The organism is Enterobacter sp. K510 (assembly GCF_055804875.1).
Map to the genome: position 1 here is coordinate 124218 of NZ_JBNRLQ010000010.1, position 21272 is coordinate 145489.

The 21272-nt window shown below is 47.5% G+C and carries 20 protein-coding genes; 17 read left to right on the top strand and 3 right to left on the bottom strand.

Going from position 1 to position 21272, the window contains the following annotated elements; translation table 11 throughout:
* Positions 1–1079: 1079 nt before the first annotated feature.
* The 3 genes from ACQUTD_RS17525 to ACQUTD_RS17535 all read right to left on the bottom strand — a co-directional run bounded on the left by ACQUTD_RS17525 (position 1080) and on the right by ACQUTD_RS17535 (position 3627).
* Positions 1080–1751 carry a hypothetical protein gene (locus ACQUTD_RS17525; RefSeq protein WP_473277368.1) on the bottom strand — a complete coding sequence of 224 codons (672 nt, stop codon included), beginning with the start codon at positions 1749–1751 and terminating at the stop codon, positions 1080–1082.
* Between the two features lie 85 nt (positions 1752–1836).
* The gene (locus ACQUTD_RS17530) at positions 1837–3060 is read right to left on the bottom strand and encodes a replication initiation protein (RefSeq protein ID WP_106672331.1); all 1224 of its coding nucleotides are present in this window, start codon (positions 3058–3060) and stop codon (positions 1837–1839) included.
* 303 nt (positions 3061–3363) lie between these two features.
* Positions 3364–3627: a hypothetical protein gene (locus ACQUTD_RS17535; RefSeq protein WP_045336782.1), complete on the bottom strand. Its 264-nt coding sequence runs from the start codon at positions 3625–3627 to the stop codon at positions 3364–3366.
* A 118-nt stretch (positions 3628–3745) separates the two neighbouring features.
* On the opposite strand from ACQUTD_RS17535, the gene ACQUTD_RS17540 reads away from it, so the two are divergent.
* From ACQUTD_RS17540 to tnpB, 17 genes are all read left to right on the top strand, one after another.
* On the top strand, positions 3746–4141 hold the full coding sequence (locus ACQUTD_RS17540; RefSeq protein WP_106672333.1) for a hypothetical protein: 396 nt from the start codon (positions 3746–3748) through the stop codon (positions 4139–4141).
* Positions 4142–4493: 352 nt separating this feature from the next.
* On the top strand, positions 4494–5207 hold the full coding sequence (locus ACQUTD_RS17545; RefSeq protein WP_047722390.1) for a DotI/IcmL/TraM family protein: 714 nt from the start codon (positions 4494–4496) through the stop codon (positions 5205–5207).
* A gap of 24 nt (positions 5208–5231) precedes the next feature.
* Positions 5232–6350 (top strand): DotH/IcmK family type IV secretion protein, encoded by a 1119-nt coding sequence (locus ACQUTD_RS17550; protein WP_106672335.1) that lies wholly within the window; start codon positions 5232–5234, stop codon positions 6348–6350.
* A gap of 3 nt (positions 6351–6353) precedes the next feature.
* Positions 6354–7664 (top strand): DotG/IcmE/VirB10 family type IV secretion system protein, encoded by a 1311-nt coding sequence (locus ACQUTD_RS17555; protein WP_106672336.1) that lies wholly within the window; start codon positions 6354–6356, stop codon positions 7662–7664.
* Positions 7665–7707: 43 nt separating this feature from the next.
* A complete protein-coding gene (locus ACQUTD_RS17560) occupies positions 7708–8421 on the top strand; it encodes a hypothetical protein (protein WP_473277369.1) in 714 nt (237 codons plus the stop codon).
* Positions 8421–8936, top strand: a complete 516-nt coding sequence (gene traQ / locus ACQUTD_RS17565; protein WP_106672339.1) for a conjugal transfer protein TraQ — start codon at positions 8421–8423, stop codon at positions 8934–8936. Before ACQUTD_RS17560 ends, traQ begins: the two co-directional genes overlap by 1 nt.
* Before the next feature lie 21 nt (positions 8937–8957).
* The gene (locus ACQUTD_RS17570) at positions 8958–9317 is read left to right on the top strand and encodes a hypothetical protein (RefSeq protein ID WP_106672340.1); all 360 of its coding nucleotides are present in this window, start codon (positions 8958–8960) and stop codon (positions 9315–9317) included.
* A 43-nt stretch (positions 9318–9360) separates the two neighbouring features.
* Entirely contained in the window at positions 9361–9789 is a 429-nt protein-coding gene (locus ACQUTD_RS17575) for a hypothetical protein (protein ID WP_106672342.1), read from the top strand.
* A 1-nt stretch (position 9790) separates the two neighbouring features.
* Positions 9791–12823 (top strand): hypothetical protein, encoded by a 3033-nt coding sequence (locus tag ACQUTD_RS17580; protein WP_045409095.1) that lies wholly within the window; start codon positions 9791–9793, stop codon positions 12821–12823.
* Between the two features lies 1 nt (position 12824).
* Positions 12825–14039, top strand: coding sequence for a conjugal transfer protein TraW (gene traW, locus ACQUTD_RS17585; RefSeq protein ID WP_045409097.1), 1215 nt, complete (start codon positions 12825–12827; stop codon positions 14037–14039).
* Between the two features lie 2 nt (positions 14040–14041).
* A complete protein-coding gene (locus ACQUTD_RS17590) occupies positions 14042–16780 on the top strand; it encodes a DotA/TraY family protein (protein ID WP_473277370.1) in 2739 nt (912 codons plus the stop codon).
* A gap of 82 nt (positions 16781–16862) precedes the next feature.
* Positions 16863–17450 (top strand): hypothetical protein, encoded by a 588-nt coding sequence (locus ACQUTD_RS17595; protein ID WP_045336795.1) that lies wholly within the window; start codon positions 16863–16865, stop codon positions 17448–17450.
* 204 nt (positions 17451–17654) lie between these two features.
* Positions 17655–18053, top strand: a complete 399-nt coding sequence (locus ACQUTD_RS17600; RefSeq protein WP_473277371.1) for a hypothetical protein — start codon at positions 17655–17657, stop codon at positions 18051–18053.
* 345 nt (positions 18054–18398) lie between these two features.
* Complete coding sequence (locus tag ACQUTD_RS17605) at positions 18399–19469, top strand: hypothetical protein (RefSeq protein ID WP_473277372.1); 1071 nt, start codon at positions 18399–18401, stop codon at positions 19467–19469.
* Between the two features lie 74 nt (positions 19470–19543).
* Positions 19544–20224: an SOS response-associated peptidase family protein gene (locus tag ACQUTD_RS17610; RefSeq protein ID WP_447840856.1), complete on the top strand. Its 681-nt coding sequence runs from the start codon at positions 19544–19546 to the stop codon at positions 20222–20224.
* Between the two features lie 337 nt (positions 20225–20561).
* Positions 20562–20894 carry a transposase gene (locus ACQUTD_RS17615; RefSeq protein ID WP_050586387.1) on the top strand — a complete coding sequence of 111 codons (333 nt, stop codon included), beginning with the start codon at positions 20562–20564 and terminating at the stop codon, positions 20892–20894.
* A complete protein-coding gene (gene tnpB, locus ACQUTD_RS17620) occupies positions 20891–21238 on the top strand; it encodes an IS66 family insertion sequence element accessory protein TnpB (protein ID WP_000609174.1) in 348 nt (115 codons plus the stop codon). Before ACQUTD_RS17615 ends, tnpB begins: the two co-directional genes overlap by 4 nt.
* Positions 21239–21272: the final 34 nt, after the last annotated feature.

The following is a 21272-nucleotide window of genomic DNA, read 5'->3' on the forward strand; positions in this document are numbered from 1 at the left end:
CGAAAATTTGCAGGCCCTTATCCATTTGACATGAGCCAGTGAATTGATTTTTGAAGGGAAGGGAGGCGGGCAGACCATGACTTTTCGTACACGAAACTTTTGAGGCATATAAGCAAGGGAGGAAAAGGGGGAAGCAGTTTTCAGTTAATCTTTTAAAGCGCGATACGTTTTTTTTCGTCTACGAAAATTTATTAGGCGCAATATTCTCGTTCGTCCAATACTCTTCCGAGGTCATACCGCCAGGTTAAGCCGGGGGCTCGTCTGCGTTTTTCGTATACGAAAAGTTTAACATCCGAATCCAGAGCAGGGTAGATGGCCATTAATGTAGTGGCTTATAAGTTAGAGCGAAGTTCATCTTTTTCGTATACGAAAAATCCCCCCGATTTGTATCCTCCAGCCAGTTGGTGGTAAATCACAAAAGTAAGTGAAAAGTGTATTTTATGTCGTGGTGAAAAAACGATTAAGTCGTAATTCTGGTTACACCTTAAATCCTGTACGAATCGGCTATCTCATGCGTTAAAACCTACAACATCATTACCAGTCATTAATACCGAATACAGGGATTATCTAAATGTACCGGGTCTGCCGCTGACCAATTATCTGTACAAGATTACTCCGTTTGTAATTATGGATTCCTCTGCTTACTGTCATTATCCAAAATCAGAGCAATATTCTGCACTACAGATTATTCGTGAAAATGGAAATTTAAACAGGATTTGCAGAGTTAACGCCATATAAAAGTGGTTTTTAAGGTCCATTGATTTGGTTCAAATGATAGATATCATCTGTAAACTGACAGACCAAATGACTTTTAGCACATTGCAGTAATCTGAATTTTTTAATTTTAGATTCAGCATCAGCTGTATTATCCGTTATACTGCCAACATGCCGGTGCTGCTCAAAGACCTTTCCACGGGGGTGGTTTGTTGATGGGTTGCCCGGCTTTTCTATTTTTTTATTGGGCTTCCGAACTTACCGAAGATGATGATGATGGCCAGGGCAAGTCGAAGAATTTCGTATACGAAAATTTTGGAGTCCATAAATTCTCCTGACCAGTCTGGCCAGGAGAACATGTGGTGTCAAACTGAAGGTTTTTGAAGATTTGAACTATCAGGTTCTTTTATCATATCCAACTGATTATCCTCACTATTTAGTTGTTCTTCAAACCATGAAACGGGTGTGTCTTCGTTCTCCATACGCAGTCTTTCCGCGGCATCTTTATATGCCATATGGCTGGTATAAAACATAACGACAGGTGAGTCCCAGAATTCTTCCGCTGCGATTGTACCGTTTGCCGGAGAGATCCCCAAAAACTCGTTGTACTTCTCCTGAAGAACGTCCTCAGTACAGATACCTCGTTCTGCGAGATCCGCGAGATACGGTGTAAGTGTTTCCGTTAGAAATCGCAGTGCCTCACCGCTTCTGAATTTATCCGCTACCGCCAGATCATCTTCCTCGAGGTAATAATTAAAGACGTGAGGCTTATTAAGTAAATCTGCATATCTATCATGAAGCTGAGATAAAAGAGATTCGACCCTTTCAACATTATCTGGAGACGTTGTGATTGATGCCGGCTCCGGGATGTTAGTCATGGTGTTCGGCTGAAAAATACGAAGGAAATTTATTCGAAGATTCTCTGCTACTTTAAGCCGGAGATCTGAAGCAGTTAATTCGTCACTAAGCTCATTTTGCAAACGTGCAGAAGCAAGAACAGGCTGAAAGTAATCTGCCGGTGTTACAGGAGTAGACATAAGTAATTCCTTACAGGCTGTGAAGTGTTATCACGCTATACGTATTGAATGGAATTTATGCTATCTCGGATTAACAATTAACAGATCAACTACTGTCATCATCTGCACATCTTTCAGAACGCACCCAAATCTGGCTGGATTGCCCAGAATCACCTCCCTCAAGACCAGGATCTATACCTTTGGCAGTTACGGATACTAAACAAAAGCTGGGGGCAGTTATCTGATGTACACCATAATTAACGTTCTGGTCATGCCCGGCAACAGCCTCCCGAAGAGGGATGACATCCCGTTTGCTGGCCAACTTCATGGATATGACATGCTGATATCGCGCGACCGTCTGTCGGCTGAGTGAAGTAGCCGCTGCGATTGCAGTCAGGGTGATTGAAGTACCAAGTTCCGTCAGTCTGGCCACGGCCAGGCGAATCTTTCCTTCCGTACTACTGCGACGTTTCTCATGCGTCCTGGTTGCTGACAGTCTTTGTCTTTCCTCGATGGGGAGCGATTTATCCAGCCCCATCACACCACGATGGCATCGTGAATTACCGGTGTAGAAATCCCACGTCCACCGTGACACGCTTTTTACAGTGGCATTGACCTGTGAAAGGGAAAGGTTGGCACTGAAGCCCCTGGCGCGGAAATTGTTATGGTTATGCGCATAGGCTGCGACCTCCTGCTGGAAGCGCTGATAGCTCGAGGATTCACGCATTCTGGCCACAATTGAGTAGGCGTAATAACGCAGCTCTTCAAACAAGGTGCAGTGACGGGAATGTGCCACGCTGTCGAGGTCCGGGCCCTTGCTCCAGCTCCTCTGGGGTAATTCAACATAGTCAGCAAGTTCACCCAGCTCGAACTCGCGATCATGAATCTCAGTAGTGTCCCACCAGGGGTGGAAAGGTGTCTTGGCCACAGGCCCGGAATAGGCGACGTCTGCATCGAGCTTTATGGCCATAGCACGATAGATGGCTTTCATGTACTGCAGGGGACGGCTGCGTGCATTCTCTGTTGTGCAGACTGGGATTATTGCGTAGTAGAGGTGAGCATGACCGTTTTCACGGTTTCTGACGATGAAGTTTGGTGCCGGCAGTCCCTGATCGTCCCAGATGTTCGCATTCGAATGGTCCAGATCGAAGATCAACCAGGACACCATTCCACTGCGGTTAACCTGCATATAGGGATAGCGAATGGCATACGCCACCGGTCGGACAATAGCGGCAGTTTTGTTGTCACTGCATCTCGGCAGGAACGGCGCTTCGCTCAGCAACCGTCGAGCTGAAGAGGAGCGGGACCACGCAGCTGGCTGAACGCTCATGGCGTTACATCCAGTACGCATAAAATGATAGTCGCCAGAGGCGGGCAGACCGTACAGCACGTTTTAGACGAAAAAATCATCATAAATCCTTTTTAAGGTGCGCAGAAAACTTGCGAGCCTTCAAAAGAGGAAGTAAGATGACAACACGTGCCTACCAGAGCATTGTTGTTGTTGATTTGTAGCGGACGTTACCAGCGCCTACCACGCGTCTATCTTACTTCCTCTCGAATCGGCTCGACAAACTAGTTGTACAAGACTTAAATACAGGGACTTTGTGTTACCAGCACAAAGTCCTTTGTCTTTTCAGCCCTGGACTTCATCTTCGTCGATTATCTTAACTTTTACTTTCTTGAGTTCTCCGGTTTGCGAGGACAATGTTTCCAGCGCATGAGCTGTATTTCTGAAATAGCGGGGCATCTTGTTCGCCGTTGAAAGCCTGACCGTCTGATTGAAGACAGTCACAACATCCACAACCTTTCGCTTTCTCTCATCGGATCGATCCGTTGAGATAATTACGCCAGAAACGCCACCTGAGATCGCCAGTTCAGTAAAAACCTTTAACTGCATGATTTTACCTTCCTTTGCGACATTTACTAATCATTTATTATCAGTATACAATGCCCGTATCGCAAGGTATTTTTAGCAAATTCCCGATCTTTTCGATCTGGTAGAAAATGAGCGCAAAATGAACAGTTCGGTAGCCAAAAATCAACTCGCTTCACTCCGTAACAACCGGATACTTCGCCGTGCAATAATTCCAGGTAAATATCATATCGCGGCCAAACTAATGGCCCGCTCTCTGAATATCCCGGTGGGTGAAATCTACGATCAAGCCGTTGAACAATTTCTGGCTGCTCCTCCGGCTAAAGAGGACTTCATTCTCGTCGGCAGAAAAAACAACCCACCAAAAGTCAGCTTCTGGCTCAGTTCACACCTGAGTGAAAGAGCAAAAGCGCTGGCTGAGTCACTGTCACTGACCGAGCATGAAGTACTGATTACTGCCATCAACGACTACGCCAGAAAGCATAATTTTGATCGTATTAAGACCGGAAAAGGGACAGGGTCCGCTAAAAAGGTCTAAAATTTCACGCAGTACATATAGCATGAAATGTGGTACAGGATCCCGAACATTTTTAAGCATTCCCTCCATCCCCCCCAAAATTGCACTTAGAGATCAAAACTTCCTTTCGGGAAATGCACAACAAGCGCATCATGTAGCCGCTGGAAACAGCACCAGAAGAACCATCCCCCCCTGAAACACATACCTTGCTCTGCATGAAATACAGAGCAGGGGAGGTGTTGGACAACCCGATACGGGGCGTCAGATATAGATTCAAAGAAATTTATTGATAGAAAATACCAGGGTTCCTTTTTCGCGATAATTACATATAATACGCACTACATGTAACTTTTGCGGCCGCGAGATATCCCAAATGGATGATTCACAAAATTCGAAAAAAAGCCCCACTGAACAGCATCAATTAACGAGAACAGCGGAAGAAATCTCAGATATTCAGAGGCTTCTTGATGAGGCACGCGAGTCCGTTCTCTCATGTCGTCGTTTATCCAAGGCATCGTTGATAAATACCGTGACAAATCTCGGTCTGGTCGTACTGGTTGCGATCATGTTCATGGTAATCCTTACGCAGAAACGTGAGTATTTTGCTACAAATCCAGAAGGTGGAATTACACCACTTGTTGCTCTGGATCGCCCAATCATCACCGACGACGGCGTAAAACTAGTAGCGCGTGACTCTCTCTATCTGATTATGAATCTCAACTTCGATACGTATAAACAGGATATTGAAAGAGGACGTTCTGGCTTCGTTGATGAAGGGCTGGCGAATATTCTTCAGGCGATGAAGGAGGCAGGAATTTTCGACATCATGAAGAAGTACCGAGTTAATATTCGGACTGAATTCGGCCCCGCAGTTATTACAGCTAAAGGCATCAGCAAATCAAAAGTGGCCTACTGGAAACTTGAATACCCCATCACGATCAGATTCGTTGGTCAAAGCTCAGTTACAAGGCCTATGAATTTCACGCTGCAGACAACCGTTAAAGCAGTCGAACCAAAAGTAAACCCAGCAGGTGTGGCTATTTCACAGGGAATTACCCGGCCTGTTAAAGATTCGGCCGTTAACTGAGCTAAGTAACCAAGGGTGGTAATAATGAATTACAAGATAGCATTCGTGGCCACGCTACTGGGACTCATTTGTCAGCCATTGAATGCGGCTGTTTCGTCATCTGGCAATGTGTCAATCGTGGCTTCAGTGGACCCTACCGATTCAGCGGTCCCTTTTCCTGATGGTCCTGGGGTAGAAAAGGGTACCGGTGACCAGGCACAAATGCGTGCCACTTTGAACAATACCGCACCTGATAACGCCGCATCTTCGCGGCGTTTCCCGGATCAGACGTCTTTCGAGCCTACACAGGCTGATTCTCAATCGACAGGAGGCACGACCTCACGTTCGGGTCGTAGCGGTAATCAGCAGGAGATGATGTCAACCAAGCAGGCCTTGATGGAAGGTATTCGCCCCGGAAATCTGTCCCCGGAGGATATTCGGGAAGCTTTGTCCGCAAGGGATGAGATGAGCGCCAGTCTGAACACTCCTGTTATAAATGCAGTTCCTCAGATCACCTCTCAAACGATCAGTCTTTCTCCGGGGGATGCGACACCTGTTGTTCGTGTCGCTCCTGGGCGGCCGACTTATATTGTGTTTGAAGATATCACCGGTGCTCCATGGCCACTTGAGTATCCGCCAATAAACCACAGCGGTGCAAAACGATTCTATGTCAGTGGCTTTGAAGATAAGCCTTTTGTAACTATTCAGCCCCTGGTCACATACGGGAATGGTGATGTCGGTGTGATATTGAAAGATTTACCAGTACCTGTTGCTTTAGTGCTGGCAAACGCAGAACCCTCATCAGCTGACAAAGTGTATAAATATGACAGCAGGGTTAACATTCGAATCCCGCGTCGCGGTCCCCTTGCACCAGTTAATACAATCACCACTGTTAACAAAATCGCGCTCTCCGATCCTGAGCTGCAGTCACTGCTGGATGGTATACCACCTAAAGACGCCAGCAAGCTTAAAACAGACAACAAACGAGTCTCAGTATGGCGCCGAGCTGACAAGCTGTATGTCCGTTCTGTACTTGAGTCTCGCACCCAGTTTTCCAAGACGCTTTCCTCTGCAGATGGTACCCACGTCTATGAAATGGAGATCTCTCCATTCATCACGATGATGGAGCAGGGCAGCACTATCACGGTCAAAGTGGAGTTATAGATCATGGCCAAATCGAAAATGATTAAATCCATAGTGGGTGGTGACAAATCCCGGAACGCTTATATCGCCGGTGGTTTTTTTGCCTTCATCCTCTTTGCAATTGCCATTATGTGGATTGTTTCTGTTAGCTCTAAGCCATCTGAAGAGTCAAAATCTCAGATGGCAAGAATCACAAGCCGCCAGGATATTTCTACCGGCGAGAACAAGGCTTATACCAAGCAAATAGAAACCTTCAACTCAAGGAAAGCTGAGGAGGCGACGAAAAGCGGTTCAAGCTGGATTTCCATACCCGCGTACTACGACATAAAAATTGATACGCCAGCTCAGCAAAGAGCCAGTGCTCCGGTTAAGCAAACCGTGTTTAAAGAGCCAGAGACCTCTCAGGTAGCAACTGGAATGAAACCTGCCAATATTGCTCGTCAGGAAGCACAGGAGCTTCTGGCGCAGCTTTCTACCTCGTGGTCATACTCTGAACCGTCTGATGCACCAGTCAGAACTCCACCTGAATATGCGCAACGCATCATGCCAACAGTAACGACTAACGCATCACTGAACGCGGCAGCCCCTGTTGTGGCGCCCACGATAGCACCTTACCGTCTCTATGAAGCCCTTAAAATCTGTCCTGCAAAATCCCTGGTCAAGCTTGATACCAACACCAACTCAGCAGTGCGGGCCACGCTCATTTGTAAGGAACTGGCCAATGCGACGATCTTCGCCGGCGGGTACAAGTTAGTAGGTGAAGACATTGATATGACGTTCTCACTCATGACCTACAAGGGTGAAACCTACAAAGTTCAGGCTAAACCAGTAGATCTCGATACTGGCCGCTCAATGCTCTCCGCAGAGATCAATAACAACTACATTCGTCGCATTCTTGTTCCAGCATTGGCCAGAGCGACTCAAAAAGTCGGGAGCCTTTATGAGAACCAGTCAAACAGTACAACCTATGTCAGTAATGGCACGGTAGTAACAGACAGTTCCGGCAAGGTTGATGCCGATCAGGTGAGAGGGACTTTCATCGGAGGTCTTGCTGAACAAACGGCAAAAGTACTTGAAGCGGATAACGCGAGAGTTCCGCCTGTTCAGGCGAAACGGGATGAGTCGACTTTCGGGATTATGTTCCTGTCTCCGGTTATGAGCTCTGACGCAGTGGATAAAAGCAAACAATCCGCCCCTTCGATTCCACAACAGCCAGCTGCACAACAGCAGATGGACAGCCAGCGGCAGGTACTACAGCAGAGCAACATGCTGTCGCCAAATCCCGTTTCTGAAAATGGACCTGTTTTCGGAACTGGTTCAGTGCAAATCAATTAAAAAAATTTATCCCAAAATTATCATTTAATAGGTATTATTTGTAATGAAAGAAAACAACGGTCTCGATGATACCAATGATTTCACTGAAGCATTTATGACTGATGACATTGCGGAAACTGATCCGGTAGTTCCTGAAGAAATGGTAGCTACCAGACCAGCCAAGAACCCGAAAAAGGGGAACAATCTTGTCCGTTACCTTATCTACGGTTTTGGTGGAGTGTTGCTGCTTTTCGTTATTCTTTTTATCTGGGCGGCGGTAACAGCTGACAGTTCAGAAACAGCCGGACAACAGCAGACGCATCAAGCTTCTAACGAATCTAATATCGATGCTGCTGAAACCGTTCCGGCTGCTTCCGTTCCAGCAAAACCGGTCGAGCACGAGCCTCTTGTAGAAGATGTTGAGGACATAGAACAACTCAAGGCGCAGCTTAAAGCTGCCCAACAAAACACGGCCATCAGGGATGAGAAGTATAAAGCTCTGGCAAGTGCATATTTACAGTTACAGGCTGATTACAAGCAACTTCAGGAAAATCAGAACAAAAATAACGGGCGAACCTCAACTAATAAACCGGAATATGCGGTCCTGCCGGTGCTTAAAGGTGTCTCTCTTGTCTCTGTTTATGATGGATACGCTTTTGTGAAGAAAGGGAACACGGTCTATTCAGTTAAAAAAGGAGATAAAGTCAACAATGCAATCGTAATTGAAATAGATCCCGTTCTCAGGAAGGTCATTACGGCCAAAGGGGTGATTGAATAATGGAAGAGATGTCGGTTGCGTTTATAAATCTTATAAACAATATCACGGTTCCTTTCTGGTCACTCCTCTGGGCCATTGGCGGAGCAATGGGAACGGTATGGATTATCTCCCTCGGTTTGAAAATGAAACGGGGCACAGCACCAGGTGCTCCAGCGGTTACTCCAGGGGAGATATTTGGCGTACTGGCCATTGCAGCATTTATCGCAAACTATGGCAGCTGGATTGGCGCATTCAGCAATAGTGCCGGGCTCGGAGATGTTAGTTTCGGGATGCTTTCTTATGTAGATGAAGGGGGCAACTTAGGTAAATTCGCAGGTGTAATTAATGCTGCTCTTACCTTTGTTTCTATGATGGGCGGTCTTTTCGGTATGAAGGGACTTTACCTGCTGAAACAAAAAGCCAGCGGCGAAGGTAAAAGCGGCGATCTGTCGATGCAGGCCATTATTCATATTATTAGTGGCGGTTTTTTAGTTCAAATAGCACAGCTGTTATCGGCTTTTGCCAACAGCATCTGATAAATACACAAGGAATATTTCATGCGTAAACTTTCAATTTCAAAATTCAAAATGATTATGAAGTATGCAGTTCTGATGCTGAGTTCTTATTTACTTTTTTGTGCCCCGGCAAGTGCTGCAACTTTACAGGACATCATGAACAAAGCTAAGGAGGTCCTGTCGAGCGGCAAGGATTTAGCGATCGTTCTGGGTTATGTTGCAGCCGTAGTTTGTATCGTCGTTGCAGGCTTCAAACTTAAGGCGAAAGCGGAGGGCGATCAACAAGTTAAAGTTATTCAAATTATTATCTTGTTCGTTGCTGCCATCATTCTTGGTGGCGGTACATTCTGGGTACAAACAACGGCTGATTCACTCGGCGTAGAAATCCAATCCAATATTTAACATTACATGGCTCAGGGGCAACCCTGGGCCTGGAATTTTTGACATGGCCAAACGACTGACAGCTGACGAATTATTCAGGGAGTTTGCCACAACGGATTCTCCTTTTGAAAAGTGGCGCTTATTTAGTCACATCACAAATGAAGCCACCTTCATTTTTCTACCCAACCACCTGCAGAAGAACCTGTGCAATCTGCAGTTCGGCATTTTTGAAGAATTGCGTAGCAGTGATACGGAAAAAGTAAAAGCGGCTCAAGCTTTGATGAAATGGCTTTTATCCCACCAGGCCATCGTCAGGGAACATTATGAGAGCGCAAGTCCGGCAGCAGTTTATCGAGCACTTAAAAGTATGACTCCAGAGCAGATTGAGCAGGTGACAGAAGTTAACAGAAACCTCTTTCTGGTATTCAACCCGTCCCTTCTGACTTTTAAAAAGCAAAACTTTATCAACAAATTCCTCTTCTGGAGAAAATAAAATGGACGGGTTCACCCGATTTTTAGCCTCAGTAGCTTCATCGACTTTTAACAAACCCCTTCCGGAATATTCAGGATGGGATTCTGTCGTTCCGCTTACAAAACGGGATCTCGATAACGACACTTCGCTGGAAAAGCCCTACATTTTCACGACCGAACAAGGTGAGCTTATTACCTTTTTCGACCTGCAGGGTGTTTTCCAGATTGTAGGGAAGGACCATTTTGCTGAAATGCTCAATGAGCTTTGCATGAGTCTTCGCCCCTTATGCAATAAATATGGTATCGATTTCTGGATTTCCTATGAGGAAGACCCAGACCGCGCTTATGACGAACTTGCGCGTATCGTTGCTCCGCAAATTATGGCCAGTCGCAGAATGGGTCTTAAGGTTGAGGATATCATCCGTTCGCGCATCTCCAAAAATGCAAGCCGCTGCCATTTCGAACAAAATTTCCTTGTGATGAAAACCGGTCTTCTTGCACTTGCCAAGGAGACGATGAAGGAAGAGATGGGGGAGAAAGCCCGCAAACGTAAGGCGCTCAAATCCAACCAAATTCCTCAATATGGCCAGGATCTCGACACTATCTACGAATCGCTGCGCACATTGCACATCACAAACGTGGATCGTGTAATTGATAATTTCAGGCTGTGCGATAAGAGCGGAACCTCCGGTATTATGCTGCGCCGACTCGATGTTCATGAGGCGGCCAGAGGCGTTCGCATAATGCTTGAACGAGAGCGCACCTCACAGAACTGGGTTCCCAAACTTATTACTGACGGCCCTACACCACGTGGCCGCCTGAAGCACATTGATGATTTCATTCCGACCAAGCTGAAATGGCAAATATGCGTATCGAACCCGACCATTATCGAGGGTACCCCGTATATCGACACGGGCGAATTCGCGCACGCGAATATGCATATGGAGCTGGCGCCTCAGGAAATTCGCCAGTTCAGCGAACTCCTGCAGAACATGGACCGCACAATGCCATTTCGCTGTACGTTCCATCTGTCTCCTCGCGGCCTTGATAGCTGCAAACTCAGGGATTTCACCACTCAGCTTGTTGGCTTCTTTGGCCAGCCAAAGAAGGTTAAACAGGCTCTCGATTATCTGAAAGAAACAGATGAGCATGACCCGGTTATGGCCATGCAGTTTAATGTTTCCACCTGGGCGCGGGATACAGATACCTTAAAACGTCGTGTCAGCACGCTGGATTCGGCTATCCAGGGATGGGGGGTTTGTTCAATGTCCGGCGCAACCGGCGATCCGGTAGCTTACTGGACTGCCACAGTACCCGGTTTTTCTAAAGGAAATCCCTCCACAGTAATGACACCGCCACTGAGGGAAGCAGCTGAAATGCTGCCACTTGCCCGGCCAGCCTCACCATTCATTAACGGCTGGCTTCCGATGTGTACTCCGGACGGGAAAATCATTCCACTCCATTCCTATTCCGATCTGCAGGACACTTGGATTCGAATCTCATCAGGCACGCCAGGTTCAGGTAAATCCCTGAAGATGAACGTGACAAACTTCGCATTCGCAGTCGCTCCGGGCTACTCCAGCCTGCCTCTAATGTTGATGCTTGATGTTGGTAAAAGTTCGTTTGGCACGATCTATCTCATAAAAGACGAACTACCCGAGCATCGCAAAAACGAAGTGATGGCCATTGAGCTCGAAAACAGTCGTGAATACTGCACCAATATTTTCGACACACAGCTCGGGCTTCGTCAGCCCCTGGCTCACGAAAGGGAATTCATAAATAACTTTATTAAGCGTCTTTGCGCGCAGCGGAAAACAAATGAAGAGGGCGTCACTTCTTTGCAGATCCCTGAAGGGGTCGAAGGCTTCGTCTCCCAGCTCATCGACATGGCGTACAAAGCTACTGAAAATCCTGAATCTCAGTTCCATTACGAGACTGGCCGGGATCTTAAAGTGGACACGGCACTTGCTGAGATCCGTCAGACATCCGAACGAGATGAACGTTGGTGGGAAACGGTCACCTGGTGGGAAGTGGTTGATATGCTTTTCGACGCTGGCCATCCTCAACTGGCAGCGTCTGCCCAGCGCTTCGCTGTACCGGAGTTCACCATGTTGTCGAGTATTGCGGCATCAGAGCAACTCAGTAACCTGTACCCGGAATTAAGAGTCAATGAAACCAGCGAAACTATCCAGCAGTATGTAATACGTCATTTACGTGACGTAGCGACAACCTTCCCCATGTTCGCTGGCCGCACGCGTTTTGAAATATCTCCTGAAACCCGAATTCTGTCTGTGGAACTCGGAAAGGTGCTGGCTACCAAAAAAGAACATGCTGGCCTTTTCTATATGCTGGCGCGGCATCTCGGTACCCGTAGCTTCTTCCTCGATACCGAAACATTCATGCCATACTGCCCCGACCGTTATAAGGCGCATCATGAAGCGCGCATCCTGGCCAACCGGGCTGAGAAACGAATGATCGCCGCCGATGAAACGCACAACTTTAGCGACGATCCCTTCACGTCAAATCAGTTTGTTGTTGATGGGCGCCAGGGGCGAAAATTGGGCCTTGTCATCGAGCTGGTATCACAATACCTCAAAGACCATCACCCACTGATCCGCGAAGCAGCTACTGATGTCTTTGTTCTGCGTGGCGGCAGTTCAAGTGATGAAAAAATCCTTCAGGAAGAATTTAAGGTCACGCCTGAAACAATCATTCGCTTGCGCCGTGAATGTCGCGGCCCCGGGCCGAACGGCGCTAACTTCCTTGCTTTCTTCAAGACTCAGCTTGGCAACGTCTGCCACATCCTGAATAACACCGCGAGCGCTACGGAGTTATGGGCCTTCAGTACCAGCCAGAAAGACACAATCATTCGTGATGAGCTTTATAAACGTTTTGGTACAGACGTTGCGCGATCGCATCTGGTTAAACGTTTCCCTTCTGGTAGCTCCGCGAGCTACCAGGAACGCATCAAGGAACGAGGACTTAATCAGGAAAACCAGACCGTAGCAGGATACCTGATCGAAGAGTTATCAAAAGAAATCCGGGAGGGAGCATAAGATGAATTTTCGAAAAAAATTACTGGTTCTGGTTATCGGCTGCGGTGTCAGTGCCGGGGCGTGGGCTGTCTATCCCGTTACTGATGCAGCGCTGATTACTGTTGTAAAAACAGGTTTCAATGCAATTGCACTGCAGATTAGCTCGTTTCAGACGCAAATGGGTACTCTACTGACTCAAATTGGCTCTTCGATCAATCAGAACGGCAGCAAAGTGGCAACGACCGTCGAAGCTGCAGCAAAAGCCGATCGGGAATTTCAGACGGAAAAAAGCCGTCAGGAGCGCATCAATAAAACGAAGCACGATCTGGAGGTTTCCAGCAGTATTTGTAGTGAATCCGCATCGGGTGGTGCCACTTCTGTATCTTCCGGCAGCAGTGCAGCGAAGGGCTCTTTGCGCCCTGGTGGGGGCGGGGTGGCTAACGCAAGTATCAATAATGCCGTAAATAAACCAGCAGTAAACCCGACAGCTGACGCTTCTCGCTCTGCAGCCGTTCACGCTAAATACTGTGACGCGATTGATTATGCGGCATACGGCGGCTCTGATGCCTGCCCGGCAGTAAATACCAGTATGCCCGGTGCAGACAAGCGTGTTGATTCTCTTATGACAGGGGCAGGTAAGGATGGGAAAAAACCTGATCTTACCTTTTCTCAGGAGCAGACCGACGTTGCCCGGATGTATATCCAGAACTCGACGCGCCGCTCGATAAGCAAAGACCTGACAAAAGCTGAAGCAAGCAGTGCGGCCGGGAAAGTGTACCTGGGCGTCACAACCCAAATGAATGCTTCCATCAGCGCTGCGGCTGACCCTCAGGAACGTATGCTTGCTGAACGCCAGCCACTTGATGAAACGAAAGAGCTGCTGCAGGAAGCCCTTCAGTCACCAAGCGCGAAATCCTATTTCGACGAAACCGCGTCAGACGTAGCCCGTTCAACGGGGAAAATGTCGAAAGCCGAATTCCTTCAATTCGAAGTGGGTCGCAGATATGCAAATACTGCATATCAAAAGGACCTGCAGGAGATGGACGGGGAAAATCTTCAGCGGGAAATCATCCGAGTAAATGCCCTCCAGAATTCACTGCTTCTGGAACTGCGTAATGAAATTCAGGCTGGTAATGTCGTGGCCGGACAGCAGCTCGCTTCACAGGTCCGGGCTGAATATGGTCCGTTACTCGATAAGCAGTATCAGGCGATCGGTGCACGCATGGGTGGAGAGTAATCATGAAATTGAAAACTATTGGCAAAGCCGTATCCTCTCCAATCTGGGTACCGTTACTTCCGCTTGTCTACACCATAAAGCGGCTGCAGCGAACTCACGATGACAGCCGCGCCGTTATCGGTGATCTCCATGCCGACATACGGCAAAAGCTTGCCGCGCGCAAAGGCCAGGCCCGGACGGAGGACCAACAGGAAGACAGTGCAGAACTGTCGTTTGAAGAGGCTGTACAGCTTGCTGAAAGAAATGCGGCCATCCGTGGACAACAGTACAGTCTCGCAGAAGTGCGACAGATGCTGGTCATTCGGAAGCGAATGATCCTGGCGCTGGCATATTTAATTTTTCTGGGAGGCACGTTTACCCTGATTCGTACTTCCATGCTGTTTGGCATGGGTATGTTAATTTTCTCAGCATCAATGATGTTGTTTGCCGTGCCGGCACAGTTCCGTATCTGGCAAATTGACAACCGGCGTTTAAGCAAAAGCGAGAAGGGGGGATTTGCTGATTTTCGGGCTGAAACAAACTGGGTGCGCGATACGCTTAATCCGCGCCTGAAATCACAGATAAGCAGAACTCTTCTGACGGCTCTGCTTGTTGTTTCCCTGGGCGCACCTATAGCTGGCCATGCGGAGAATCTAGATGATCTTACAACGGCTGCCGATCGCGGTACCGACATTAGCCGGCAGGCAATGGTGAAGCTTTTTGGCCAGATCGTTAATGACCCTTTGAACGGTATACTCGAGGACGGAGGGGACAGCCTGGTCTCTCAGGTCCTCAAAGTCTTCAGCTCTACTCTCCTCATAGTCGGCACTGCCATGGGCGGTTATATCATTCTGAGGAAGACCAGCCAGACAGCGCATGATGGTGTATTTCTGGATAAGGACCAGGCATCAGTATGGATGCCTATCCGCGTCCTGGCGGCATTTTCACTCTTAACTCCACTACCTAATGGGTGGAGTCTGAGCGCACTGCTAATGCTTTACGCCGCGGCAAAAGTTGGTGTGGGCGGAGCGAATATTGCCACAGACCTCACAGTAGATGCGTTTATGAATGGTCAGTCGTTTGTACTGCAACCTGCAGCGCCTTCAACTGTCGAATTATCACGTTCTCTTTTTGAGGCGAACCTCTGCATGTTCGGCATCAATGCCAGCCTCGATAACCTCAATTCTGTTGGCGGTTTTTCTTCAGCAGGCGACTATATCAACCAGTCTGGCTTGGCCGGTGACAATGGTTTCATTCTCAAGTCCCGTAGCTATACGTGCGGTGGAGCGACTATCGCCGTGGAAGAAGATCAGTCATTACTGGCAAAGCTTGGCATTTCAGCTGATGTTGACATTAATGCGATTCGTGAAGCTCACGCTACCGGCCTTAATGAGATGCAACGAGCTCTGCGTGATGGCGCACAACAATTCGTAGACGGTGTGCTGGCCCGCCAGCAGAACGAAAACGCCAATCTGGTAAACGCGGAAGCTATCATCCAGAACGCCAGTCAGATTTACGAGAACAAGGTAACAGCGGCCATCAGGTCATCAAATATTAATAGCCAACTGAAAAACCTCACCAGCCAGGTCGGGGACACCATCAAGACTGAAGGATGGATGTCGTTAGGAAGCTGGTATCAAACTTTAGCCGTTGCGAATAATCGTATTGGGAATACAGCAGCCGCTAAAGGCTCGGCATTTGGTGCATCAACGGGGCAAGGCCCTGCAGTGGATGATGAGTATCGACTCGTCATGAGCGCATATCAGGCACAGCGCTCCGTAACTGACAATTCAAGTGCTGGAGTTCTAACAGCAAAATCATCATACGAAGCTAACAACATTACTGACGCATCAAGTTTTCTTGGATACGTATTTAATACAGCAGGTCAGTCTCTTACAACCAAACTGATCAATTTGTCACAAAATGACTCCGGACAAGTGAACCCAGTCATTGCTATGAAAAACCTTGGCGATTACGTCATAACAAGTTCAGAGGCAGGAATACTGAGCTTCGCCGCAATCAAAGCATTTATGGCTGGAGCAAACGAATCACTTCTTGGAAATGTTATTAACAAATTCTCAGGTGTAGGTAAAGCAATTGAGTCGTTAGCTGAGTCTCTGGGTGTTTATATTAACCTTAGCTTTATAATGTTAATTGGATGCGGGATAACATTAGCAATTTACATTCCGCTGATGCCGTTCTTAATATGGCTTGCAGCGTGCGTAAATTATTTCGTCATAATAGGCGAGGCCATTTATGCTTCAGCTTTATGGGCCTTTGCCCATTTGCTAGGCAATGGTGAAGGCATGGGGCAAAAAACTACCCACGGCTACATTTTCATTTTGAATCTAATGTTCAGACCAACATTAATGGTTGGAGGGTTTTTATTAGGCGGAGGTATCGTCATCATTGGCGGAACGTTACTAAACAAATTCATGCCCGCCGCAATGGCTAATGCTCAGTTTGATTCAATAACAGGAATAGCAACTCTTATCGGATATTTAGTTTTATATTGTGGAACAGCTATTGCTCTCGTGGGTTCTTCCTTCTCATTGATTAATGTTGTACCTGATCAAGTTATCAACTGGGTAGGAGGACATATGAGTCAAAGTCTCGGCAGAGATATGTCTGACAAAGCTGCACATTCAGTTAACGTTCTGGCTAATAAAACTGAAAGTGGACTTAATTCAGGGAGTAGACAACCGCGATCAAATCCTTCAGGCAATTCTAACGGTGGCGCACCAAAAAACAGTATAAAATAATAATCATTAAAAGGGGTATTTATTGCCCCTTCTTAAGATATGTGCTATTTTATAAGTAGTTAAATACCCTGAGGCCGTTAAAATGAAAAATAATTTAAAAACTGGCGTAGTGGAAAGAATTACAGGTAATGCTGTCACCTTAAAAGTGGGTGACAAGTGTGAATACATTGAGCTAAATGATGAAATTACATCAGGGCTATCTCTCGGCGATACAGTGAGAATTGTTTATACAAACGGTCGCATGGTTCGTGTATTTAATATTTCCACTGAAATACTATACGAAACAGACGTAAATCTGACCAAGTCCGGTTTCACGAAAAAACTAAGCCTCATTTTCATGATTACATCTGTGATTTGCGCCATACCGATTATCGGGGCGCTCGTAGGATTAGTGTTAATCGCTGGCATCATAGGCTCCTCCATTAAGTATGGAAACAGTGTACTGGCAAAGGTTACTGCACTGAGCATTGCCACTGCGATGGCCTATATAGCGGTTGCAACGACCTTGATGATAAATGGACATTTCCTGCTGTCATTTATTGTATGCACAGCTGTTGTTTACGTAGCGCTAACCCTAGCTTCAAAGATTCAAGATTCTCAAGCTTTGGCACTCAGCAAAGTTGCCGTTGCTGATGATCATTGTTTGAATTTCAAAGCAGTAAACTTATAATGTCGTAAATCCGTCGCACAATCGACGGTCGGGCTTGGAACCCCGTGATGCATAGTACAGTCCCCAGCAATGGCGGGCTGGGCGTGGCGCTACTTGTAGCGGCCGGTAGTGCATCCGGGTTCCAAACCATGTTCAGTTCGCCACCAATCCTGCTTGGAACCAGTTTTGGCGCGCTTAATGCACTAATATTTGGGACTGAAACCTATGCAAACACAAATCACCTGCGGTGATCACCGCAACTTCACCTTCTCCAATGACATCCACATCAAGGCCGGCTTCCACCTCACCGTATTCATTGCTGACAACTGCAACATAACTGCAGGGGCTGAATCTTACATACAGTGCAGAAACAACTGCGTTGTTATCGCAGGAGACAACAGCAGCATTGATACTGGCGCTTTTTGCAACGTAATCACTGGTTCAGATTCAACAGTGACCGCAGGACCTGGATCATCCGTCGCGGCCGGAGAAGGAACCGAAATTCGCTTTCAGTGGTGGTGTGGGAATGACCTTGAAACGACGATCGGGAAAGTTGGAGAGAAGGGCCTGATGCCAGCTGTTAAGTACCTCATTGTTGATGGCCGCATCACAGCCATTAATTAAATAGCGTGACGCACTATCACCAGGTTGCCGTTCATGCAGTCAATTGGTAAATCGGGGGTCCCTCCGGGTTCCGATTTAGTGGTTGACGGCGATACCTTGAAAAACCCTTTTTATGGGGGGTAGAACCCGCAAGGAGGCTACCCCCATGCTGAGCCAATCATAGCCTTTCCACGTACCTGGCCAACGAAGCCACCATTACCAGACATTTCCGCCATATCTAATATCAAAAAACCTTCTAGTGGTCCTGACAGTAACTGTATCATTTGGTAATTTAGTACCAGCTGCTCACTGGACATCATATGAAACCGCGATTAGCTTATCCTAAACTGTAAAATGGAATTGTTTATGAATGGGAACATTGAATTACTTAATTACAGCCAAGAAGCGATAAAGTTTCTTAATGAAACAGAACGGAATGTTTCGCGAATATTTCCCTTATCAGCGTATGTAATGCGGAAAGTAATAGACCTTATTTCAAAAAGCACAAAATTTATATTACCTAACTGCGCTGACTTTATAGACGTCGAAAGTTTCAGCCAAACACATCTCGATTTAGCACGACTTCCATATCCGGTAGTAACCTTTGAAATCCCCTGGGTAAAAGATACTCCATTAAAGGAATACAAAGATTTCCCCAATACACTTTCAACCAAACGCATTGCCTTGTGCATCGATTATTCAGATGAGCATAAACATCTTTGTCCTGTACCTAACCTGGATAGACTGCTGGAAAGCTTTCCGCAGGGTGGTGTATTAGTTTTCTCTATCTACTTTAACGACCGCGATAAATCGTGGGTTTTATGCCAGGGCGGCTCATTCGTTCCATACGATAACCATCTTGAGAAGCTAAGTGAAGCAAAGCTCCAGTCACTACCAGCTTCTGTTCTGGCCACAGAACAACTTAAATCCGCTGGCCAACTACAAGAGAAAAACCTCACACAGTTTATCGTTGAGCCATTCATCGCATTGCCGGAGTTCGCGAGTGAAATGGAGAGAGCCATGGGGGGACGGGATAAACTATTCGCAGATATCATTCTGAATACACGGGATGAAGTTTTTGCTTACATAGGTGCCTGTAGCCTTCTTAACTGCGCTAACGTCATCGTCGAACCTGTCATTGCAACCACCCCGGATACATCGAGGAAACTCCCTCCATCCGCGCGTAAGAAGCTTAAGCCAGAACCTAAGCCTAAGTTCGAATACAAGGTTCTTCAGATCTCAGATGAAAGAACGAGTCACTCAAAATCCAGCGCCGGTGCAACTGATGCTGCGGCAGGAACCCCAAGGCGTACCCATCTAAGGAGAGGTCATATAAGGCGACTAAAGGAACGAGTGATCTGGGTCCGACCGGCAGTCATCAATCCGGGGAGCTCCGTAGGGGTTATCAATAAGGATTACCAGTTGAAGACCTCTTAACCAGGCGTTGCCACCTCTTACGGGGTCAGTGGGTACTTAAATGGCCTATAATTGAGTACTGACTGGAGGTTCGTATGTGTGGCCGCTTTTCTCAATCGCTTAGCCGTGAAGAATATCTTAGCGTGCTTACCGGCGACGTCGACAAGGATATCCCTTTCGACCCAGCGCCTATAGCTCGATACAATGTCGCGCCTGGGACGAAGGTTCTAATACTCAACCAACGTGGTGGAGCGTTGCATATTGATCCTGTTTTGTGGGGTTACGCACCGCCATGGTGGGATAAACCGCCATTAATTAATGCTCGCGTTGAAACCGCGGCATCAAGCCGCATGTTCCGTTCTCTTTGGGAAAATGGCCGAGCAATTTGCTTTGCCGACGGTTGGTTTGAATGGAAGAGAGAAGGGGACAAAAAGCAACCTTACTTCATTCACCGCGTAGACAGAAAACCGATCATGATGGCAGCTATTGGAAGTACACCCTTTGAACGTGGTGATGAGCAGGAAGGTTTTTTAATAGTGACTGCAGCTGCAGACAAAGGGCTTGTTGATATACATGATCGGCGCCCTCTGGTCCTTACATATGAAGCAGCACAAGAGTGGCTTCGGCAGGATCATGACGGAAAAGCCGCTGTAGGTATCGCAAATGATGGCGTAGTGCCCGCAGAAGATTTTACCTGGCACGCAGTTTCACGCGCCGTGGGTAATGTTAAGAACCAGGGGCGTGAGCTGATCGAGCCAGTCCCCAGCTCAAATTGAAGTAGATAGCCCCTCCAGATGATGCATGCAAACTAATCCCGCGATTTGAACATCTGATGCAATTCATCAAGCATAATCAACACCCGGCGACCACTTTTACGGGGAAACATTCTCCGCATCTCCCGTGTCAGTTGCTTCTTTTCCCATCCGTAAGGGAAAATAATGTGGTTACCTGTTTGAATAGATTTGTCACCAGGACCTGCGTAAGCGTCGTCTGAGTACCGTCTGGTCCCGAATCCAGGATCCTGTAACTTAAGCACCCACTTATTTTGCAGGTGGACACCTCATGCGCGCTAAAGAAAGACTTCCCCGGAAACACTATTCCCCTGAATTCAAAATGGAACTGGTCAGGCTGGCTCTTGAAGAAGAAGGCAGTATTGCCGCACTGGCCCGGAAACATGACGTCAATGATAACCTGCTCTTTAAATGGATAAGGCTCTGGCAGCGTGAAGGGCGGGTCTGTCGGCCCCGAAAAAACTCATCGTCGCTTCCTGCCCTGATACCCGTGCAGCTTCAGGCGGGCTCTTCTCTCCCAACCTTCGAACTACCATCCTGCTCTCCTCCCGCTACCTGCCACATAAAATGTCGGGGAGGAGAAATAACACTGACTCATCCCTCTGCTGAACTCATGAGCACTGTCCTGCGCGAACTGATGCGGGGGCCGGTATGATAAATCTTCCCGCAGGCACAAAAATCTGGCTGGTTGCCGGTATCACCGATATGCGCAACGGCTTCAATGGCCTCGCCGCAAAGGTGCAGACCGCGCTGAAAGATGACCCGATGTCCGGCCACGTCTTCATCTTCCGGGGACGCAGCGGCAGTCAGGTAAAACTGCTCTGGTCCACCGGCGATGGTCTGTGCCTGCTGACAAAGCGACTGGAACGTGGTCGCTTCGCCTGGCCCTCAGCCCGCGATGGCAAAGTGTTCCTGACGCCGGCGCAACTGGCGATGCTGATGGAAGGTATCGACTGGCGACAGCCAAAGCGGTTACTGACATCCCTGACCATGTTGTAGCGCTCTTTATCCTGGTTGTCGCAGAATAAGCCTG

Excerpts from the sequence above, each read along its gene's own strand:
- ACQUTD_RS17560 (WP_473277369.1), top strand. The coding sequence starts at position 7,708 with ATGAAAGAAAACAACGGTCTCGATGATACCAATGATTTCACTGAAGCA.
- ACQUTD_RS17580 (WP_045409095.1), top strand. The coding sequence starts at position 9,791 with ATGGACGGGTTCACCCGATTTTTAGCCTCAGTAGCTTCATCGACTTTT.
- ACQUTD_RS17600 (WP_473277371.1), top strand. The coding sequence starts at position 17,655 with ATGCAAACACAAATCACCTGCGGTGATCACCGCAACTTCACCTTCTCC.
- ACQUTD_RS17555 (WP_106672336.1), top strand. The coding sequence starts at position 6,354 with ATGGCCAAATCGAAAATGATTAAATCCATAGTGGGTGGTGACAAATCC.
- ACQUTD_RS17550 (WP_106672335.1), top strand. The coding sequence starts at position 5,232 with ATGAATTACAAGATAGCATTCGTGGCCACGCTACTGGGACTCATTTGT.
- traW (WP_045409097.1), top strand. The coding sequence starts at position 12,825 with ATGAATTTTCGAAAAAAATTACTGGTTCTGGTTATCGGCTGCGGTGTC.
- ACQUTD_RS17605 (WP_473277372.1), top strand. The coding sequence starts at position 18,399 with ATGAATGGGAACATTGAATTACTTAATTACAGCCAAGAAGCGATAAAG.
- ACQUTD_RS17535 (WP_045336782.1), bottom strand. The coding sequence starts at position 3,627 with ATGCAGTTAAAGGTTTTTACTGAACTGGCGATCTCAGGTGGCGTTTCT.
- ACQUTD_RS17595 (WP_045336795.1), top strand. The coding sequence starts at position 16,863 with ATGAAAAATAATTTAAAAACTGGCGTAGTGGAAAGAATTACAGGTAAT.
- ACQUTD_RS17530 (WP_106672331.1), bottom strand. The coding sequence starts at position 3,060 with ATGAGCGTTCAGCCAGCTGCGTGGTCCCGCTCCTCTTCAGCTCGACGG.
- traQ (WP_106672339.1), top strand. The coding sequence starts at position 8,421 with ATGGAAGAGATGTCGGTTGCGTTTATAAATCTTATAAACAATATCACG.
- tnpB (WP_000609174.1), top strand. The coding sequence starts at position 20,891 with ATGATAAATCTTCCCGCAGGCACAAAAATCTGGCTGGTTGCCGGTATC.
- ACQUTD_RS17570 (WP_106672340.1), top strand. The coding sequence starts at position 8,958 with ATGCGTAAACTTTCAATTTCAAAATTCAAAATGATTATGAAGTATGCA.
- ACQUTD_RS17525 (WP_473277368.1), bottom strand. The coding sequence starts at position 1,751 with ATGTCTACTCCTGTAACACCGGCAGATTACTTTCAGCCTGTTCTTGCT.
- ACQUTD_RS17545 (WP_047722390.1), top strand. The coding sequence starts at position 4,494 with ATGGATGATTCACAAAATTCGAAAAAAAGCCCCACTGAACAGCATCAA.
- ACQUTD_RS17540 (WP_106672333.1), top strand. The coding sequence starts at position 3,746 with ATGAACAGTTCGGTAGCCAAAAATCAACTCGCTTCACTCCGTAACAAC.
- ACQUTD_RS17590 (WP_473277370.1), top strand. The coding sequence starts at position 14,042 with ATGAAATTGAAAACTATTGGCAAAGCCGTATCCTCTCCAATCTGGGTA.
- ACQUTD_RS17615 (WP_050586387.1), top strand. The coding sequence starts at position 20,562 with ATGGAACTGGTCAGGCTGGCTCTTGAAGAAGAAGGCAGTATTGCCGCA.
- ACQUTD_RS17610 (WP_447840856.1), top strand. The coding sequence starts at position 19,544 with ATGTGTGGCCGCTTTTCTCAATCGCTTAGCCGTGAAGAATATCTTAGC.
- ACQUTD_RS17575 (WP_106672342.1), top strand. The coding sequence starts at position 9,361 with ATGGCCAAACGACTGACAGCTGACGAATTATTCAGGGAGTTTGCCACA.